This window comes from Streptomyces sp. NPDC006872 (assembly GCF_040635845.1).
Lineage (GTDB): Bacteria > Actinomycetota > Actinomycetes > Streptomycetales > Streptomycetaceae > Streptomyces.
This window is the reverse complement of record NZ_JBEYIL010000010.1, coordinates 421,476-439,612: the sequence shown is the minus strand read 5'-3', so window position 1 is coordinate 439,612 and position 18,137 is coordinate 421,476. Positions and strand designations below refer to the sequence as shown.

18 protein-coding genes and 1 pseudogene are annotated in these 18,137 nt (G+C 70.7%); 14 read left to right on the top strand and 5 right to left on the bottom strand.

Features of this window, described 5'->3' with window-relative positions; all coding sequences use genetic code 11:
* Position 1: 1 nt before the first annotated feature.
* Together ABZ725_RS29765 and ABZ725_RS29760 are read left to right on the top strand one after the other, a co-directional pair.
* Positions 2-802 (top strand): SDR family oxidoreductase, encoded by an 801-nt coding sequence (locus tag ABZ725_RS29765; RefSeq protein WP_358805600.1) that lies wholly within the window; start codon positions 2-4, stop codon positions 800-802.
* Between the two features lie 126 nt (positions 803-928).
* Positions 929-1,624 carry a cation:proton antiporter gene (locus ABZ725_RS29760; protein WP_358805599.1) on the top strand — a complete coding sequence of 232 codons (696 nt, stop codon included), beginning with the start codon at positions 929-931 and terminating at the stop codon, positions 1,622-1,624.
* A 36-nt stretch (positions 1,625-1,660) separates the two neighbouring features.
* On the opposite strand, the pseudogene ABZ725_RS29755 reads toward ABZ725_RS29760, so the two are convergent.
* Positions 1,661-1,789, bottom strand: a pseudogene (locus ABZ725_RS29755) (IS110 family transposase); the annotation flags it as partial.
* A gap of 309 nt (positions 1,790-2,098) precedes the next feature.
* On the opposite strand from ABZ725_RS29755, the gene ABZ725_RS29750 reads away from it, so the two are divergent.
* Positions 2,099-3,352 (top strand): hypothetical protein, encoded by a 1,254-nt coding sequence (locus tag ABZ725_RS29750; protein ID WP_358805598.1) that lies wholly within the window; start codon positions 2,099-2,101, stop codon positions 3,350-3,352.
* Positions 3,353-3,694: 342 nt separating this feature from the next.
* Positions 3,695-4,222, top strand: a complete 528-nt coding sequence (locus ABZ725_RS29745) for a hypothetical protein (protein WP_358805597.1) — start codon at positions 3,695-3,697, stop codon at positions 4,220-4,222.
* Between the two features lie 358 nt (positions 4,223-4,580).
* On the opposite strand, the gene ABZ725_RS29740 is transcribed toward ABZ725_RS29745, so the two are convergent.
* The 4 genes from ABZ725_RS29740 to ABZ725_RS29725 all read right to left on the bottom strand — a co-directional run bounded on the left by ABZ725_RS29740 (position 4,581) and on the right by ABZ725_RS29725 (position 8,519).
* Entirely contained in the window at positions 4,581-4,790 is a 210-nt protein-coding gene (locus ABZ725_RS29740) for a GNAT family protein (protein WP_358805642.1), read from the bottom strand.
* 118 nt (positions 4,791-4,908) lie between these two features.
* Positions 4,909-5,325 (bottom strand): universal stress protein, encoded by a 417-nt coding sequence (locus tag ABZ725_RS29735; RefSeq protein ID WP_358805596.1) that lies wholly within the window; start codon positions 5,323-5,325, stop codon positions 4,909-4,911.
* Position 5,326: 1 nt separating this feature from the next.
* Positions 5,327-6,820 (bottom strand): APC family permease, encoded by a 1,494-nt coding sequence (locus ABZ725_RS29730; protein ID WP_358805595.1) that lies wholly within the window; start codon positions 6,818-6,820, stop codon positions 5,327-5,329.
* A gap of 517 nt (positions 6,821-7,337) precedes the next feature.
* On the bottom strand, positions 7,338-8,519 hold the full coding sequence (locus tag ABZ725_RS29725; protein ID WP_358805594.1) for an acetyl-CoA C-acetyltransferase: 1,182 nt from the start codon (positions 8,517-8,519) through the stop codon (positions 7,338-7,340).
* 220 nt (positions 8,520-8,739) lie between these two features.
* Between ABZ725_RS29725 and ABZ725_RS29720 the strand changes: the two genes are divergently transcribed.
* The 10 genes from ABZ725_RS29720 to ABZ725_RS29675 all read left to right on the top strand — a co-directional run bounded on the left by ABZ725_RS29720 (position 8,740) and on the right by ABZ725_RS29675 (position 18,103).
* Complete coding sequence (locus tag ABZ725_RS29720) at positions 8,740-10,536, top strand: fatty acyl-AMP ligase (protein WP_358805593.1); 1,797 nt, start codon at positions 8,740-8,742, stop codon at positions 10,534-10,536.
* 14 nt (positions 10,537-10,550) lie between these two features.
* On the top strand, positions 10,551-11,468 hold the full coding sequence (locus ABZ725_RS29715; protein WP_358805592.1) for a fatty acid desaturase: 918 nt from the start codon (positions 10,551-10,553) through the stop codon (positions 11,466-11,468).
* A 4-nt stretch (positions 11,469-11,472) separates the two neighbouring features.
* On the top strand, positions 11,473-12,426 hold the full coding sequence (locus ABZ725_RS29710; RefSeq protein ID WP_358805591.1) for an acyl-CoA desaturase: 954 nt from the start codon (positions 11,473-11,475) through the stop codon (positions 12,424-12,426).
* A gap of 10 nt (positions 12,427-12,436) precedes the next feature.
* Positions 12,437-12,736 carry an acyl carrier protein gene (locus ABZ725_RS29705; protein ID WP_358805590.1) on the top strand — a complete coding sequence of 100 codons (300 nt, stop codon included), beginning with the start codon at positions 12,437-12,439 and terminating at the stop codon, positions 12,734-12,736.
* 2 nt (positions 12,737-12,738) lie between these two features.
* Positions 12,739-13,830 carry a fatty acid desaturase gene (locus ABZ725_RS29700; protein ID WP_358805589.1) on the top strand — a complete coding sequence of 364 codons (1,092 nt, stop codon included), beginning with the start codon at positions 12,739-12,741 and terminating at the stop codon, positions 13,828-13,830.
* On the top strand, positions 13,827-14,663 hold the full coding sequence (locus ABZ725_RS29695; RefSeq protein WP_358805588.1) for an alpha/beta fold hydrolase: 837 nt from the start codon (positions 13,827-13,829) through the stop codon (positions 14,661-14,663). The genes ABZ725_RS29700 and ABZ725_RS29695 overlap by 4 nt, the downstream gene beginning before the upstream one ends.
* Positions 14,664-14,698: 35 nt before the next feature.
* Positions 14,699-14,851: a rubredoxin gene (locus ABZ725_RS29690; protein WP_351913927.1), complete on the top strand. Its 153-nt coding sequence runs from the start codon at positions 14,699-14,701 to the stop codon at positions 14,849-14,851.
* 30 nt (positions 14,852-14,881) lie between these two features.
* Positions 14,882-16,117: a cytochrome P450 gene (locus ABZ725_RS29685; protein ID WP_358805587.1), complete on the top strand. Its 1,236-nt coding sequence runs from the start codon at positions 14,882-14,884 to the stop codon at positions 16,115-16,117.
* Positions 16,118-16,178: 61 nt separating this feature from the next.
* Entirely contained in the window at positions 16,179-17,072 is an 894-nt protein-coding gene (locus ABZ725_RS29680; protein WP_358805586.1) for an alpha/beta hydrolase, read from the top strand.
* Positions 17,073-17,089: 17 nt separating this feature from the next.
* Positions 17,090-18,103, top strand: coding sequence for a methyltransferase (locus ABZ725_RS29675; protein ID WP_358805585.1), 1,014 nt, complete (start codon positions 17,090-17,092; stop codon positions 18,101-18,103).
* The last annotated feature ends 34 nt before the right edge of the window (positions 18,104-18,137 follow it).

Sequence of the window (18,137 nt, the reverse complement as noted above, 5' to 3'; positions counted from 1 at the left end):
CATGGCAGAACACCCCCTGACCGTGCTGGTGGTCGGCGCCACCGGCAGCATCGGACGGCTCGTCGTGACCGAGGCGATCGCCCGCGGACACACCGTCCGGGCCCTGGTGCGTGACCGCGCGAAGGGCGCCCAGCTGCTCCCCGCCGACGCCGAGCTTGTCGTCGGCGATGTCACCCGGCCCGAGAACCTGCCCGAGGCGGTGGCCGGTGCCGACGCCATCGTGCTCACCCTCGGCTCCTTCGGCACCGGCGCTTCCTCGCCTGAGACGGTGGACTACGCAGGCGTACGCAACGTCCTGACCGCCCTGGCCTCCCTGGACGGCGCGCGGCCCCGCGTGGCGCTGATGACCTCCATCGGGGCCACCACCCGCAGCAGCAGCTACGGCCATCTGCTGGAGTGGAAGCGCCGCTCGGAGCGTCTGGTACGGGCCAGTGGCCTCACCTACACCATCGTGCGGCCGGGCTGGTTCGACATGAACGGACCCGACGAACACCAGGTGGTCTTCCTCCAGGGCGACCGCCGCCGCTCCGGCGGCCCCGCCGACGGAAGTGTCGCGCGCACCGACATCGCACGGGTCCTGGTGGCGGCCCTCACCGCTCCCGAGGCAGCCGGCCGTACCTTCGAGCTGGTGGCCGAACAGGGAGACGCACCAAGCGACTTGGGGCCGTCGTTCGCGGCGCTGGACCAGGACCCGCCCGGCTCCCTGGACGCGGTACGGGACGAGGTCAACATGCCGCTCGACGCCGAGCCGCAGCGGGTCCGCGACGACCTCGACGCCGTCCGGGCACGCGCCGCAGCCTGATGAAGGCCGGGCAGTTCGTCTACCGCTCCATCGACGAGGTGGACACGGCGCTCGACCTCGAGGGCGGCACGGCGCGTCTGACCGTCCGGACCATGACCGACGCGAAGGTGTTCCGAGGCGTTGCTGATGGTGGCCGCGCTCTCCTGTGCGCTGGTCGTCGTCCGGTTCCTTTTCCTGTTCGCCGCGGTGTACACCATCAGAGCGCTGGACCGGCGCACGCGGCAGCGGGAGCGCCGCATGGGTCACCGGGCCCGCGTGGTCAGTGCTCTGGCCGGATTCCGGGGGGCCGTCTCCCTGGCGCTCGCGCTGTCCGTGCCGTACACCCTCGACTCCGGTGGACCGTTCCCCGACCGCGACACCATCGTCTTCGTCACCGCCGGCGTCGTCGTGACCACCCTCGTGGTGCAGGCGCCGGTCCTTCCGCGCGTGGCCCGCTGGGCCCGACTGCCCCGCGACACGGACGCCGACCGCGAACCCGCTCTCGCCCGGACCGCGGCATCGGAGGCCGCACTCGACGCCCTCCCCACGGTGGCGGCCGAGCTCGGGACCGACCCCGAGGTCACCGAGCGGCTGCGCACCGAGTACGCCACCCACCTGAACACACTCCGGGCCGCTGCAACCGCGGACGCCCCGGACGCGAGAGTGCTCGTACGACACCACGAACAGGACACCGCCCTGCGCCTGGCCCTCCTGGAACACAAGCGCTCCGCCGTCATCGGCCTGCGGGACGCCCGCCGCATCGACGACGCCGTTCTCCAGCAGGTGCAGGCCCAACTGGACGTGGAAGAGGTGCGCCTGGCCCCGGCGGCGGATCCGGAGTGAGAGCACGTAACGGGTAACGTGCCTCTATGTCTCTCGTCAAGCCGTAGTGAGTGTGGGCGGCTCGTAGAAGGTGCCGTCTCGAAGCATGGCGAAGAGGACGTCAACGCGGCGCCGGGCCGGTGCAATGAGGGCTGCGATGTGGTGCTTCCCCTCGCGGCGTTTGCGGCACAACAGGTTGCGTTGAGCGGCTGCGTGCCGGTCACTGCGGTCTCGACGACGTCGGTGCGGGCTGCCGCGTTTCGTACTACGGCCGGAGGGGAGGCGCGGCGTGCCCGAAAGGGCAGTCCTCGGCAGCGGGCGGGGACGGGTCGTGCCGCTGGTGGTGGTCCGGGGAATACTGACGGCATGGAGCAGCGACGCCGGGGGCAAACCACCCAGCATGCCCCCGCAGTGCACTCGGACGACGTTGAGCGGACCGGTCGGCAGAGGCTCCGTCAGGGTGGGCCGGCGCGGGGGCGGGCTTCGCTGCTGGAGTTGCAGCGACTGGCGGGCAACACGGCGGTGACACGGCTCCTGGCCGGGCGCCAGACATGGCCCGAGGCGCCCAGGGCGGAACGCGTGCACGGCCACCTGGGCGCGGTGACGATCCAGCGGGCCGGGGGCGGCGCGCCGACGACCGCCACCACCACCGCCACCGCAGCCAAGGCGGAGCGCACGCCCGAGCAGATCGAGCGGCTCATCGCGGACATCCTGCGCGTGATCGTGGAGATGGAGGTCGGCGGCGAGGACAAGCCCGTCACGGAGTCGTCCTACGACACCAGTTCGGGAGCCCGGGCCAGCTACAGAAGCAGGGTGCAGGCGACGCTGGTCTGGACGCTCGACCTGCTGGGGCGACACAAGGAACTCCGCGACAAGTTCGGCCTCACCACGGACGAGCTGGCTGCCGCCAAGGAGTGCGCGGCAGCGGTCAAGGCGGTCTGGCAGGCCGTCATGGCACTTCCGGCAGGAACCACTCTCGACCAGGCGAAGGCGGACCGGATCGTCTCGGCGAACCTCTCGAAGACCGGACTCGACGACGCCGACCTCGAACGCATGCGGAAGTTCGGCGTTTGGCGCAGCGAGGTCATCGCCGGGCTTCCCGAGCGGCCGAAGCACATCGCGAAGCTGAACAAGCTGAGCGCGGAGGAACTCGCGGCACAGGCCACTCCCAAGGAGCTCAAGAAAGCCCTGGCGCCCGCGAACAAGCGGGCCCTCGCGGAATGGCGCAAGGAAAAGGCCAAGGACAAGAAGAAAAAGCCCCCGCCTGCCGCCACGGTCGCGGACCTCACCGACCAGGAACGCCAGGGCCTCGCCGCCGTGGTCGGCGACCGGCAGGTCGTGGATCGGCTGGTCAAGGCCGGCTCGGGCGCGGGGATCGGCATCGGTGAGCGGTCGGCGGCACGCTACATCGCCGAGCAGAAGAAGGTTATGGACACCAAGCGGGGTAAGCCGCACTGGGGTGAGGACCAGGCGGCCTGGCTGCGTTACGCGGTCGAGAAGTCGCTGCCGCAGGTCGGGGCGAAGGTGAAGCAGGCCGCCGAAGACGACGAGGGCATGACGCTCGGACGGACGAACGTCAAGGACCGGGTGGCGGCACTCATCGGGAACAAGAGCAACAAGGCGCTGGATGATGAGCAACTCGCCTGGAAGGCGTTCAAGGCGCACAACGCCGACGAGAAGTACGCCGACAAGGCCCTGCCGAAGTTCAAGGCGATACACGTAGTCGAGCCGGCCCCGAAGGCCCAGTGACGCCGTCACGTACGCACGCCGGGCGGGCCCGGAACGACAGGGAGCCACCAGCTGTCCGTGCAACGCAGGGTTCCCACCTGCCCCACGGACACAATCGACTGCTCGAGCATCGTCATCCCGCTCGACGCCGGGAGCGGCTTGCCCACACAACCACCCGCAGCAGCAGCTGACCTGGGCGCCGACCGGCCTGCTGACGGTGGAGGTGGACCACTTTCGCCGAGGCCTGCTCGTCGACCTTCTTGTCACTCCCGCCGACGTCCAGGGCGGCGTTTGCACTCACCAGGCTCGGCCCGGCTCGCCCGTACGCTGTCGTGCCAGGCGAACTGACCCGATAATGCCGGGATGGACCAGGGATGGGCGGCCATCGCAGGGGCCGGCGTCGGCGTACTCGGGGCCGTCATGACGGGATTGGTGGCCGCCGCAGGGCTTCGGCGCCAGTCGCGCGATCAGCTGGCAGGAACACACGCCCAGTGGCGTCGTCAGCTGCGTCGCGACGCGTATGCCGCTTTCCTTGCCGCAGCCCACCGGTTCCAGACCGAAGCGCGCGCGTTGTCGCCCGCGTTAGGAAGCGACCAATCGTCTCTGGTCGAGCGAGGTCTGCAGGTCTTGGGGTCGGCTGAAGGGCTCCTTCTGGAACGGGCGCAAGACGTTGACCTCGAAGGCCCCGACTTCATGGTCCAGGCCATGCACCCCATGCTCGCCACCGCCAAGCAGATCGTCGTTGACGCAACTATCTGGCTGGAGTTGGCTGGACGCAGCGATCCCGGAACGGCGCAAATCCACATGCGATTCGCCGAGCACAGGGAGGACCTCGCCAACCAGATCGCGGTGTTCCGGGACGCGGCCCGCCAGGATCTTCAGGCTCCGTAGTGGCGTCCGCTCCGAAGCCTTCGGACCGCCGAGATCAGGCCCGCCGGAAGGTGCCCGTGCTGCGCTGGTTTCGGTCGTTGTGGCTGCTGTCAATCCCCTGACGATCTGCTCGATGAACTATTCGCGCGGTTGCGTACTGATCGAGACCGGGCGCTGCTGGCGTTCTACGTGAGTTCGGAGGCCCGGGCTTCGGAACTGCTCGGACTGGAAATGGGCGACGTTTCCACACCCAGCGTTTCACCCGCCACGTCAATCTCGGCCTGCCTACCACGCCATTCCTCTTCAAGAATGCTGAACATCAGGGAGTCCCGCCAGCCGTCTCGGATCCATGCCGTGTGTCGAAGGTGCCCCTCGTACGTCATGCCAAGCTTGGTGAGCACTCGGGCGGAGCCGACATTCCGCGGGTCAAGGTGGCGAAGATTCGATGAAGCCTCAACTGGCCGAAGCCGCGTGAGAGAAGCTGGCGCCCGATTCCTGTGCCGATGCCCTGCCCCCATACCCGAGGATGCGCAATGTAGGAGATCTCGCCCTGGCGCTGCGTGTGACTGCGGACATGCGACTCGCCCATACCGACAATGTCGTACCCCAAGCGCGACAGCGTCGTGCGCCCACGGTTCCCGGACCACACGAGCATGCTGCCGCCGTGGGAGCCATGTCCCACCCGCCCCGGGACGGCCGTCACCATCTCATGTCTCCATCGGGACGCAGAGCACCGGGACGGGCGAGAGGTGGAGCAGTTTGTGGGGTGTCGAGCCCAGCAGTGCACCGCGGACGGGACTCTCTCCCCAGCTGCCGACCACGATGAACCGCGCGTCATGGCGCGACGCGGATTCCAGGAGGGCCTGCGCCGGCTTCTGGTCGATGATCTCGACGGTCGTCGCGACACCGACGGCGTCGGCCGCTGCGACAGCGTGACCGAGGGCCAGACGTCCGGCCTCGCGAACGGCCTCCTGGTGGGTCTGATACTCGCCCCCCGGGCCTCCCGGTGCAGCGGCGCCGTAGACCAGGACGAGAGGTTCGGCCAACGCCGCGGACAGTTCCAAGGCCACTCGCAGGGCGCGGACCGCGCCCGGGGACTCGTCGTATCCGAGGATCACCGCCATGTCAGTGCTCCTTCCGGTGCACGAGCTCGGGATCGGCCACATCGGGGCGTTCCGACCAGAAGGCCGGAGACATCAGCCGCCACACGACCATGAGGACCACGCCTGCGACGGCGATGCCGATCCCGATGACGAGCGGCGGTCCGAGACCGAACCACGAGACACCGCTGTAGGAGTTCGCCGGGTCCGCCATGTCGGTGACCGACTCCACCAACAGCCAGGCGAGCAGTCCCGCGCCGACGAGCGGGCCGAGCCCGATCAGTACGAAGTTGCGGAGACTCTCCGTCAGATGGCGGCGGTAGTACACGGCACAGGCGACCCCGGTGAGCGCGTAGTAGAAGGCGATCAACAGCGACAGCGCGGTGAGGGAGTCGAACAGGGCGTTGGCGCTGATCTGGTTGACCAGGACGTACCAGGCGATGGCGATGCCGGCGACCCACCACGTGCTGACATCGGGTGTGCGGAAGCGTGGGTGGATGTGGGCGAAGTGCCGGGGCAGTGCCTGTCGGCGCGCCATGGACAGGGCCGTGCGGGACGCCGGGATGATCGTCGTCTGCGTCGAGGCCAGCGCGGAGGTGGAGACGGCGAGCAGGACGACCCAGTCCCAGTCTCCCATCGCTTCGCTTGCCAGCAGCGCGAAGACGAACTCCTCTTCTCCCGCGTTGTCCGTCAGGAACGTCGTTCCGGCGTAGGCCACGACGGCGAAGGCGACGGAGACATAGGTCACCAGGAGCACGACCGTCGACCAGACGGCGGCCCTGCCGGGCGCGCTGGCGGGGTCCTCGGTCTCCTCGGTCAGGTTGACCGCCGACTCCCAGCCCCAGTAGATGAACACGCCCAGCAGCAGAGCGGCCGTGAGCGAAGCGCCTCCGGCGCCGAAGGGGTTCAGCCACTTGATCGACGGGTCGACGGAATCGGACATCCCTTTGTCAGCGTAGACGCGGTAGAGCGCCACGACGGCGAAGGCGAGCAGGCAGGCGACCTGGGCGAGGATGAGGACGTTCTGCACCCGGGCCGAGACCTCGGTGCCCACGACGCACACGGCGGTCATGACGACGATGAGCGCCACCGCGAGCAGTCGGCGCACGAGGTCGTTGTCGGCCCAGCTGTCGAGGCCGAAGGCGAGCAGGGCGAAGGTGACGGCGACGTCCGCCAGCGATCCGACGACCAGGACCCCGGTCATCGTGATGGCCCAGCCCCCGAGCCAGCCCGCCCACGGCCCCATGGCGCGGGTGACCCACGAGAAGGTCGTTCCGCAGTCCTGGTCGACCTTGTTGAGGTAGTAGAACGCCGACGCGATCAACAGCATCGGTACGAAGGACGCCACCATCACGCCGGGGGCGTAGACGCCGACGAGGACCACGACCGGACCGACGACCGCGGCCAGCGAGTACGCGGGCGAGGTGGAGTTGAGCCCGATGACGAGTGCGTCGAGGAACCCGATCGCGTCGGCCTTCAGCCCCTCCGGTGGCCGTGCGTCCACGCTGCTGTCCGCCATGCGCCCTCACCTCACTCGTGGGTACCTGCGGTCATCCAACAGGGACTCCGTGGGTTCCCCGTGGCACGAGCGCTGAGCGGGACCGCGTTTCACTCGGCTGCGTGCGTCGGCCTGGACCTGCCGCAGCACGAAAGACATGGGCCGGCGCTTCGAGGACTCCGTCGCCATGGGCTGTCTCAGCTGGTCAGAAACGCGCAGGGCGTTATCTGCGGCAAGACTTCAGAGCCTCCCCGTTGCCGACGCTCCGTCACGCACCCACCAGGGCAGCGACGCCGGCGCTTGTCCGCTGTGGGTGCGCTTCGGCACCGGCGGCATCGAGAGGATCGACGGCGTGATGGTCCTCTACATCCGCGACGGCGCCGTGCGCGGCGGCTGCGAGGCGGGGAGCGGCGGCTGAGGCGAAACGGGCCAGGCGCCCGGCGGGGGGGGGCTGTCGTCCCCTCCACCGGGGCCGGCCCGTTCCGCACGCAAGGTCATCTTGCACGATCACCCGCAAAGCGACCCGGTGGATCCGGGTTCAGGCCACCCCGTGCACCAGGAGCGCGCTCCCCTGCCCGCCGCCTCCGCACATGGCGGCGACGGCGGTGCCTCCGCCGCGGCGGCGCAGAGCGTAGGCGAGGTGGACGACCAGGCGGGCCCCGGAGGCGCCGAGGGGGTGGCCGAGCGCCAGGGCGCCGCCGTCGGCGTTGAGGATCTCCGCGGGGAGGCCGAGTTTGCCGGCTGAGACGAGTCCGACCGAGGCGAACGCCTCGTTGATCTCCACCAGGTCGAGGTCTCCGACGCCGAGGCCGGCGCGGGCGAGCGCGGCGTTGATCGCGTTGGCCGGCTGCTCGTGCAGGCTGGGGTCGGGGCCGCCGACCGTCCCGTGCGCCCCGATCTCGGCCAGCGCGGTGAGGCCGAGCTCCGCCGCCTTGCGCGGGCTGCACACCACCACCGCCGCCGCGCCGTCGTTGAGCGGTGAGGAGGTGCCGGCGGTGATGGTCCCGGACGCCCCGAAGCTGGGGCGCAGCTTGCCCAGGATCTCCACGCTGGTGTCGGGGCGCACCGTCTCGTCGTGCTCGACCAGCACCTCGCCGCCCTTGCGCTGGGGCACCGGCACCGGAACGATCTCCTCGGCGAGCGCGCCGCTCGCGACCGCTGCGGCGGCCTTGTGGTGCGAGGCGGCGGCGAAGGCGTCCTGCTCCTCGCGGGTGACGCCGTAGCGGCCGTTGTAGCGCTCCGTCGCCTCGCCCATGACCATGTCGTCGAAGGCGCAGTACAGTCCGTCGAGCTCCGTGGCGTCGGCGAGCGCCGTCTCGCCGTACTTGAAGCCGGCCCGCGCTCCGGCGAGCAGATGCGGCGCCCGGGTCATCGACTCCTGTCCGCCGGCCACGATGAGGTCGAACTCCCCCGCCCTGATCAGCTGGTCGGCCAGGGCCACGGCGTCGAGGCCGGACAGGCAGACCTTGTTGACGGTCATCGCGGGAGCCCCCATGGGGATGCCCGCGGCGACCGCGGCCTGCCGGGCCGGGTTCTGGCCGGCGCCGGCGCCGATCGCCTGCCCCATGATCGTGTACTCCACCTGCTCCGGCGGAACCCCGGCCCGCGCGAGCGCCTCGCGGATCGCCAGGCTGCCCAGCCGCGGTGCTGAGAAGTCCTTGAGCGAGCCCATGAGCTTGCCCATCGGGGTCCGCGCGCCGCCCAGGATCAACGATTTCATGCTGCTCTTCCTGTCCACGTGTTCCTCTCTACGCCCGTCCCCGCACCACGACTGTAGGGCCGGGTGGACGGGGCGGGGCGCGGACCCGCCGCGGTCCCGTGCACGGCAACAACGGCTGTACGGGGCTTTGTTCGCCTGCACAGAGTTCGTCCGGCGGCCGTTGACCGGCCCCCCGCCCCCGGCATCCCCTGGGGGGCCGACTTCCCCGAAGGGACTGCTGATGCGCCTGATGACGCTCCCCGACATCCTGCGTGAGCGGCTGACCGAGCCGCCCGCGCTCGCCTACCGGTTCCTCTCCGACGGCACCGCGCAGAGCGCCGTGGACTGGAGCTACCACGACCTCGCCCGGCGCGCGGCGGAGGTGGCCGGCCGGCTGGGGGACTGCGCCGGGCGGCGGGTGGTGCTCGCGTTGGACCCCGGACTGCCCTACATCGCAGCGCTGTTCGGCATCTTCCAGGCCGGGGCGGTCGCCGTGCCGTCCTTCCCCCCGTTCGGCCGCAAGGCCTCCAGCCGCTTCGTGTCGATCGTCGCGGACTGCCGACCCGACGCGGTCATCATGGCGGGCCACCATCTGCAGAGCGAGGCCATGGCCGCGGAGCCGCTGTCCGGCGTCCGGGTACTCACCCTGGACGACGCCGACGTGGCGGGCCCGGACACCGCCGTCCCCGCCGCGGCCGTGGCGCATCGGACGGTGGCGTCGGACGAGCCTGCACTGATCCAGTACACCTCCGGCTCCACCGGCGATCCGAAGGGGATCGTGCTGACGCACGAGAACCTGGTCAGCAACTGCCGTGCCCTGGAAGCGAACATGGGCGCGGATCCGGAGCGCCTCGGGTGCAGCTGGCTGCCGCCGTACCACGACATGGGCCTGATGGGCACGATCCTGCTGTCCCTGCACGGTGGTTGGCCGCTGGTCCTGCTCTCCCCCGTGCACTTCGTGCAGCGCCCGTTCCGCTGGCTCAAGGCTGTCAGCGACCACCGGGCCACCATCTCCGTGGCACCGAACTTCGCGTTCGACATGTGTGCGGACTCGGTCACCGACGAGGAGCTGGCCGCCCTCGACCTGAGTACGCTGCGCCAGCTCTACTGCGGCAGCGAGCCGGTCTTCAAGGCGACGCTCGACCGCTTCCGCGACCGCTTCGGGCCGGCCGGCTACGACGAGAAGTGCGTCATCCCCTGCTACGGGATGGCCGAAGCCACCCTCTTCGTCTCGGGCAAGCCGGACGGTACGCCGGTCAGGACGCGCTGGCTGGGCCGGGCCGGGCTGGAGCAGGGGCGGGCGGTGGCCGGCGCACCGTGGGCGGACGACGCCGTCGAGGTGGTCAGCTGCGGCGCCGTCGCCGAGGGCCACGAGGTAATCATCGTCGATCCGCAGACCCTGGTCCCGGCGCCGCAGGGACACGTCGGCGAGGTCTGGGTGAGCGGGCCCAACGTGGCGCACGGCTACTTCCAGCGCCCGGAGCTCACCGCCGACACCTTTGGGGCCCGCCCGGCGGACGCGGGCTCAAGCGGCACCCCCGACGGCTCTCCGCGCACCGCCGACGCCTGGACGGACGCCGACACTCCGGCAGGCCGGCTGCGCACCGGCGACCTCGGCTTCCTGCACGACGGCGAGCTGTACATCACCGGTCGGATCAAGGACCTCATCGTGATCGCCGGCCGCAACCTCTACCCGCAGGACATCGAGCTCTCCACGCTCACCGCCTGCGACTGGCTCCGCCGGGCGGCCGCCTTCAGTGTCGTACGCCCCGGCGCGGCCGCCGAGGAGCTGGTCGTCGTCGCCGAGCTCACCCCGTCCGCGGTACGCACGGACGGCGAGCTGGCCCGCGCCGCGCAGGAGATCACCGCCGCGGTGACCGCGGACCACGGCATCGCGCCCGGCACCATCCGCCTCGGTCCGCCCGGCACCGTCCCGGTGACCACCAGCGGCAAGGTCCGCCGCGGCGCGGTCCGCGATGACTACCTCGCCGGGAAGCTCGAGCGCCCCCGCCCGGCCGCCACCCCCGTCGCGCCCTGACCCCAGGAGTTCCGATGACCACCGCCATGCCCGCGGCCGCCCGGTCCGACACCGATCGCCTGGCCCGCCGTCTGGCCTATCTGACCGTCTGCGTCCCCGCGGCCGGCTTCGCCGCCGCCGTGGTCTTCTCCTGGCACTACGGGTTCACCGTGACCGACGGCGTCCTGCTGGCCGTCATGTACCTGGTGACGGCACTCGGAGTCGAGGGCGGGCTGCACCGCTTCTTCTCGCACAAGGCGTTCGCCGCCGGACCGGTCGTCACCACCGTCTGGGGCGTCGCCGGCAGCATGGCCGCGCAGGGGCCGATCCTCTTCTGGGTCGCCACCCACCGCATGCACCACGCCCACACCGACGCCGACGGCGACCCGCACTCCCCGCGCCCCATCGGCACGGACCGGCTGGCCCGGCTGCGCGGGCTGTGGCACGGGCATGTCGGCTGGCTGTTCACCGTTCGGCGCAGCGGCTGGAGCGGCCATGTGCCGGACCTGATGGCCAATCGGACCGTGATGCGTCTGAACCGCCACTACTTCACCTGGGTGGCGCTCGGCCTCGTGCTCCCCGCCGCCGTCGGCGGCCTGGTCAGCGGTAGCGCGACCGGTGCCGTCAGCGGGCTGCTCTGGGGCGGTCTGGCCCGGATCTTCCTGCTCGACCAGGTCACCTGGGGGGTCAACTCGATCGGGCACACCCTCGGGAACCGCCCGTACCGGACGCGGGACAACAGCCGCAACGTCGCGGCGCTCGCCCCGTTCTCGGTCGGCGGCTCCTGGCACAACAACCACCACGCCCAGCCCGCCCTGGCCGTCACCCGGCGCACGTTCTGGCAGCTCGACATCGCCGGTTCGGTGATCAGGCTGGCCGACCGCGCGGGACTGGTGACGAACGTGCGCTATCCGAGCCGCGGTAAGCACTCCGCCGAGAACGCAAGGAGGTAATCCCATGTCGACCACCGTCGGCCCGGCGCTGGAGCCGGCCATCGTCAAGCTCGACCCGGCGAGCCGAAGGATCAAGTGGGTGACGGCGTTCACCCTGATGACGCTGCCCGCGATCGGCTTCGCCGCCGCGCTGTACCTGCTCTGGACGGGCCAGGTCACCGCGGTGGACTGGACGCTCTTCGGCGTCATGTACGCCGTCCACATGGCCGGCATCACCATCGGCTTCCACCGCTACCTCGCCCACAAGTCCTTCAAGACGTCCCGCTTCTTCGAGGGCGTCCTGATGATCGCCGGGTCCATGGGCGGCCAGGGCCCGATCATGTTCTGGGTCACCACGCACCGCCGCCACCACCGCTTCAGTGACCACGAGGGCGACCCGCACTCGCCGAACCTGCACGGCCCGGGCGTCGTGAACAAGCTGCGCGGGCTGTGGCACGCGCACATGCCCTGGATGCTCAGCGACGAGACCTCCCGCTGGACGGTCTTCGCCCCCGACGTGCTGCGCGACCGCCGGCTTATGTTCTACCACCGCACCTACCTGTACTGGCTGGCCCTCGGACTGCTGATCCCGACGGTCGTGGGGCTCGTCGTCGGCGGCAGCCTGAAAGCCGCGTTCACCGCGTTCGTCTTCGGCGGCCTGGCCCGGATCTTCGTCGCCAACCAGGCGGCCTGGTGCGTCGGTTCGCTCTCGCACATGTGGGGCGGGCGTCCGTTCGACAACGGTGACCGCAGCGCCAACAACTGGCCGGTCGCCGTCTTCACCTTCGGGGAGGGGCTCCAGAACAACCACCACGCCTTCCCTGGCTCGTACAAGCACGCGGTACACGCCTGGGAGCCGGATCTCTCCGGCTGGGTGCTGACCGTCCTCGGCAAGGTGCGCGTCGTACGGGACCTGCGCCAGCCGGACAAGGCCACCATCGCCGCCCGCCGCCGGCACGTCCGCACTCCACAGGCCTGAAGGAGACCCGATGTTCAAACGCACCCGGAAGCAGTCCCTGCCCGAGGGCCCGGTCACCGAGGAGGTGCTCCGCGGCTGGCTCGTCGAGCATCTCGCGGGCCGGGTCGGCATCACCGCCGGCGAGGTCGACACCGCCGCCTCGTTCGAGTCCTACGGGCTCGACTCGCGGGTCGCGGTCCAGGTCTCCGGCGCCCTGGAGAAGCTCGTGGAGCGCCGTCTGTCGCCCGCGCTGCTCTACGAACACCCGACCATCGACGCGCTCAGCGGCTATCTGGCCAAGGAGCTGCGGCTCACCGAACAGACGGGATGACCATGGCACTCCCCTCCTTCCCCACCGCGCCAGGCCCCGAGTTCAGCGAGTTCATGCGCAAGTCGGAGCAGCTCAAGGGGGTGCGGCTGCAAGAGGCCGTGCCCAGCGAGTACCTCAAGCCGAACGTCGCCCGGGGCCTGCTCGGCTTCGCGCTGAGCTGGCTGCTGTACGCGGGCGCCGTCGCCGGCGTGGCGGTCGCCCCCGCCTACCTCTGGCCGGTCCTCTGGGTGGTCGCCGGACTCGGCGGCTGGGGCCTGCACTGCATCGCCCACGACTGCGGGCACGGGTCGTTCTCCCGCTCCCGTCGCCTCAACTCGGTGATCGGACACACGGCGCTGCTCCCGCTCGTCTACCCCTTCCACGCCTGGCGGCATGTGCACAACCTGCACCACGCGCACACCAACAACCTGGAGCTGGACACCGACTGGCGTCCGCTGCCTGGCCGGATGTACGACGGCATGCCGCTGCGGCAGAAGATCGTCTACAAGGGGACCCGGACCTTCGCCTTCTGGTTCGGCACCGTCAACTACTGGCGGGTCTCCGGTTTCCGCCCCGGTTTCTTCCCGAAGCGGCAGATGCGCCGGGACGTGGCCCGGTCGATCGTCGTGGTCGCCGTCGTCTGCGCGCTCTATCTCCCGGCGCTCGGCTACTTCTTCGGCGTCCAGGGCCTGCTCACCATGTTCCTGGCCCCGTGGCTCTTCATCCACGCCTGGTTCAGCGCCACCACCCTCATGCACCACAGCACCAGCGACGTCCCCTACCTCTCCGGGGAGCACTGGACCCGCAACGCCGGCCGGCTGCTGGTGACCACCGACTACACCTACCCCCGGTGGCTGCTCTTCCTCACCCACAACATCTCGATCCACACGGCCCACCACGTGATCCCGGCCGTGCCCTTCTACCACTTGCCCAAGGCGCAGGAAGCGCTGAAGGAGGCCTTCCCGGACATGGTCCGCGAGCGCCGGTTCACCTTCGGCGAGCTCTGGCGCATCCTGCGGGACTGCCACTTCTACGACACGGAGTCCGGCTTCTACACCGACTTCGGCCACCATCCCGTACCGGCGCGGGACCGTTCCCAGGCGCCCGCGGCGTGATCGGGCGGCTGGGGTACGCGGCGGCCGGCGCGCTGGCCCCCGGGGCGGCCGGGCGCCGGGCCACCGACGCGTTCAGCACCACCCGGGCCTTCGGCATCCACCCCGCGGACCTGCCACCGCTGGGCGCACGGCCGTTCCCCGTACCCGGAGCGCCGCGCGTACGCGAGGGCTACCTCTGGGGCGGCGACGACGCGCCCACCGCGCTGCTGGTGCACGGCTGGGGAGCCGACTCCAGCAGCATGCACAGCCTGATCGGCCCGCTCCGGGACCTCGGCTACCGGGTGGCGGCCTTCGACGCGCCCGGGCACGGGGTGTCGGCGGGCACCCAGGCCACCATGACCGAGTACACGCAGGCGGTGGGAGCGGTCCTCGACACCCTCGGGCCGGTCCGGGGGGTCGTGGCGCACTCCCTCGGCTCGATCGTGGCCGCCGCGGCCCTCGCGGACCGGCCGGAGCTGCGCATCGACAGCCTCACCCTGGTGGCGCCCACCCGCACCCTCAGCGGAGTCCTCGACCGGTGGGCGCCCGGCCGGCTCCCGGCCCGGACCGTCGCGCTGATCCGCGCGGAACTGCACCGCCGCAACGGCGTCCCCGTCACCCACTGGGACGTCCTCGCCCACCGCCGCGGACTCACCGCACCGGTCCTGGTCGTCGCCGACCCGCACGACCCGGTGGCGCCGTTCGCGGAGGCCGAGGCCATCGCCGCCGGGATTCCCGGCGCCCGGCTGCGGAGCGTCCCGCACAGCGGACACCTGGGCATCCTGATGTCCGCCGTGACCAAGGAGACCACGGCGGCCTTCGTCGCCGAGCATGCGGAGGAGAGCGTCCTGTGAGCACCTCGACCGAAGTCGTCCGCGGCCGGGCCTGGATGTGCCTGATCTGCGGCTGGGTCTACTACGAGGACCTCGGCCTGCCCGAGGAGGGCATCCCGCCGGGCACCGCCTGGGAGGACATCCCCGACGACTGGAGCTGCCCCGACTGCGGCGTGGGCAAAGAGGACTTCGTCGTCGCCCCGCTCTGAACCCCGCCGTACCTGCGACCAGGAGTGAACATGACCGGTACGACGACCCTCCGCGACCCGCTGGACATCATGGTTCGGCTGCTGTCGTACGAGGGGAAGCAGAACCCTTATCCGCTGTACGAGGAGATGCGGGCGCACGGCCCGCTGGTGGACGTGGGCGGCACCCACGTCTTCGTCACCGGCCACGCCGAGTGCGCCAAGGCCCTGCGCGAGCCGGCGCTGCTGCTCTCCACCGACGACGCGGTGCAGGACCAGCGGCTGCCGGGCTGGCGCGAGCACGCGTCCTGGCGCTGGCTGACCAGGAACATGCTGTTCAGCAACGATCCACGGCATGAGCGGCTGCGCCGCTTCTTCGGCAACGCCTTCTCCGCCCAACGCGTGGTGGCACTGCGCGAGATGGTCGACCGGCTCTCCACGGACGCCGTGGAGCACCTCGCCCGGGCGGGCGCGGACGGCGGGACCGTCGACCTGGTCGGCGAGTTCTCCTACCGCTACGCGATCGGGGTCATCGGCGAACTGCTGGGCATTCCACCCGAGGACCAGCCGGGCATGCGCGCGGGCATCGGCGCCATCACCCTCGCGCTGGACCCGATCGGCGACCTGAGTGTCCTGGTCCCCGGTGACCAGGCCATGGAGCGCTTCGCCGAGTACTTCTACACGCTCATTGCCCGGCTGCGTGCCGCCCCCGGCCCGGACATGACGAGCGGCTGGATCCGGGCGATGGACGACGGCGGGGAGATCACGGAGGAGGAGCTGGTCGCCAACCTCATGCTGCTCCTGGTCGCGGCCACCGAGGCACCGATGGATCTGATCAGCAACACCGTGCGGCTGGCGGTCGAGCATCCGGACCACCACGACCGGCTGCGCACCGACCCGGAGTTCACCGCGGGCTTCGTGGACGAGTCCTTCCGCTTCGACCCCGCCGTCCAGGCGCTGAACCGGGTGGCCTCGCGCGACTTCGAGTTCTTCGGCCTCCCGGTGGCGCAGGGCACCCCGCTGACCCTGCTCATCGCGGCGGGCAACCGGGACCCCCGGCGCTTCACCGACCCCGGCGTCTTCGACCCCACGCGGCGCGACAACCAGCCGCTGACCCTCAGCGCCGGCAGTCACTACTGCCTGGGCGCCGCGCTGGCCCGGATGTCCGTCGAGTCGATGCTGCCGCGGCTGTTCGACAGGCTCCCCGGGCTGGCGCTCGCCAAGGGAGCGTCCTTCCGCGACCAGATCGTCCAGCGCGGGCACGAGCGGCTGCCCGTCACCGTCAAGTAGCACCGACACCGCGCAGTCCGACGCCGACTTCGCACAGACCGACACCGCACAGGGAGTGCAGATGTCCACGGAACACACGATCACCGACCAGGAGCTGGCGGCCTCGCTGGGTGACACGTTCACCAGCGAGTTCGCCGAGGTCAACGGAGTCCGTCTGCACTACGTCAGCGGGGGCGAGGGCCCGCCGCTGGTGCTGCTGCCGGGCTGGCCGGAGACCTGGTGGGAGTACCGCAAGCTGATGCCCGCGCTGGCCGAGCGTCATCGGGTGATCGCCGTCGACATCCGGGGCATGGGCGCCTCCGAGAAGCCGGAGTCCGGCTTCGAGAAGAAGGCGATGGCCCGCGACATCAAGGAGCTGATCCACCACCTCGGTTACGAGCGGGCCGCGGTCGCCGGGCACGGGATCGGCGCCATGGTCGCCTACGCCTGCGCGGCCAACCACCCGGAGGTGGTCGAGAAGGCAGCGATCCTCAACACCACCCACATCGACGACAGCTACTACGACTTCCCGATGGTCCCGCGCCCCGGGGATGCCCCGCCGCATCGCTGGTGGCTGGCGTTCAACCAGGTCAGGGAGTTGCCGGAGCAACTCCTCGCCGGACGGTCCCGGCACATCATCGACTACATGTTCGGCATCAGCCTGGTGAACCCGGACGCGATCACGGACTTCGACCGGCGGGTGTACGCCCAGGCGTACGACGCCCCCGGGGCGATCCGGGCCTGCACCGGCTGGTTCCAGACGTATCAGCAGGACATCGCGGACTTCGCCTCCTATCCGCGGGTCACCGTGGAGATGCTGGGCCTCGCCTACGGCCCGTTCTTCGCCTACATGGAGAAGGCGCTGACCGCCTCGGGCACGAACGTCCGGGTCGCCGAGATCAAGGGCTCGCGCAACTACCTGGTCGAGGAGCAGCCCGAGGCCGTGCTCGCCGCGTTCGCCGACTTCTTCAACTGAGAATCAGGGAGCCACACATGGCGCGCTCACCACTGACCGACGTCGCCTGGGAGTACATGTCGGCGCAGATCCTGCACGTGGCGACGGATCTGGAACTCATCGACCGGCTGGCGGAGGGTCCGAGGTCCAGCGGGCAGCTGGCCGAGGAGACGGCGACGCACGGCCCGTCCGTACTGCGGCTGCTGCGGGTCCTCGCGACGCTCGGCGTCGTGACCCAGACCGAGCCCGACCGCTTCGAGCTCACCGAGTTGGGCGGCGACCTCCGCACGGGCACCCCCGGCAGCGTCCGGGACGTCTTCCGGTTCCTCTGCTCGGCCGGCGCCTGGTCCTCCTGGGGCGATGCGGCGCACTCCCTGCGGACCGGCGACACCGCCTTCGAGCACAACTACGGCATGCCCGCGTTCGCCTACCTCGGCCGGCACCCCGAGGAGGCGGCCAAGCTCAACGGGGCGATGGGGAGGATGACCAGCGAGACCGCCGCCGGACTCATCGCCGGCTGCGACTTCACGCGGTTCCACACGGTGGTCGACGTCGGCGGGGGCAGCGGGGTCTTCCTCGCCGAGATCCTCCGCTCCGCCCCCCGGACGGCCGGCGTGGTGTACGACATGCCGACCGGCGTGGCGGAGGCGGCGCAGACGCTGGCGGCCGCCGGTGTCGCCGACCGCGCCACCGTGACGGCGGGGAGCTTCTTCGAATCGGTGCCGGCGGGCGCGGACGCGTACGTCATGAAGCTCATCCTGCACGACTGGGACGACGAGAAGTCGCTGCGTATCCTGCGCGGCATCCGCGAGTCGATCAAGCCGGAGGGCCGTCTGCTCATCTTCGAGCGGGTCGTGCCCGACGTCGTCGGGGCGGAGCACCACCGCGCTCTGCTCGCCGACATGCTGATGCTCGTCCTGACCGGCGGCCGCGAACGAACCGAGGACGAGTACCGCGGACTGCTGGGCCAGGCCGGCTTCACGCTCGCATCGGTCAGCGGCCCACTCGGGGAGCTGGGCTTCACCCGGCTGGAAGCGGTTCCGTCCGCCTAACAGGCCACCCGCGGCCGGTAAGCGGCACCGTCCG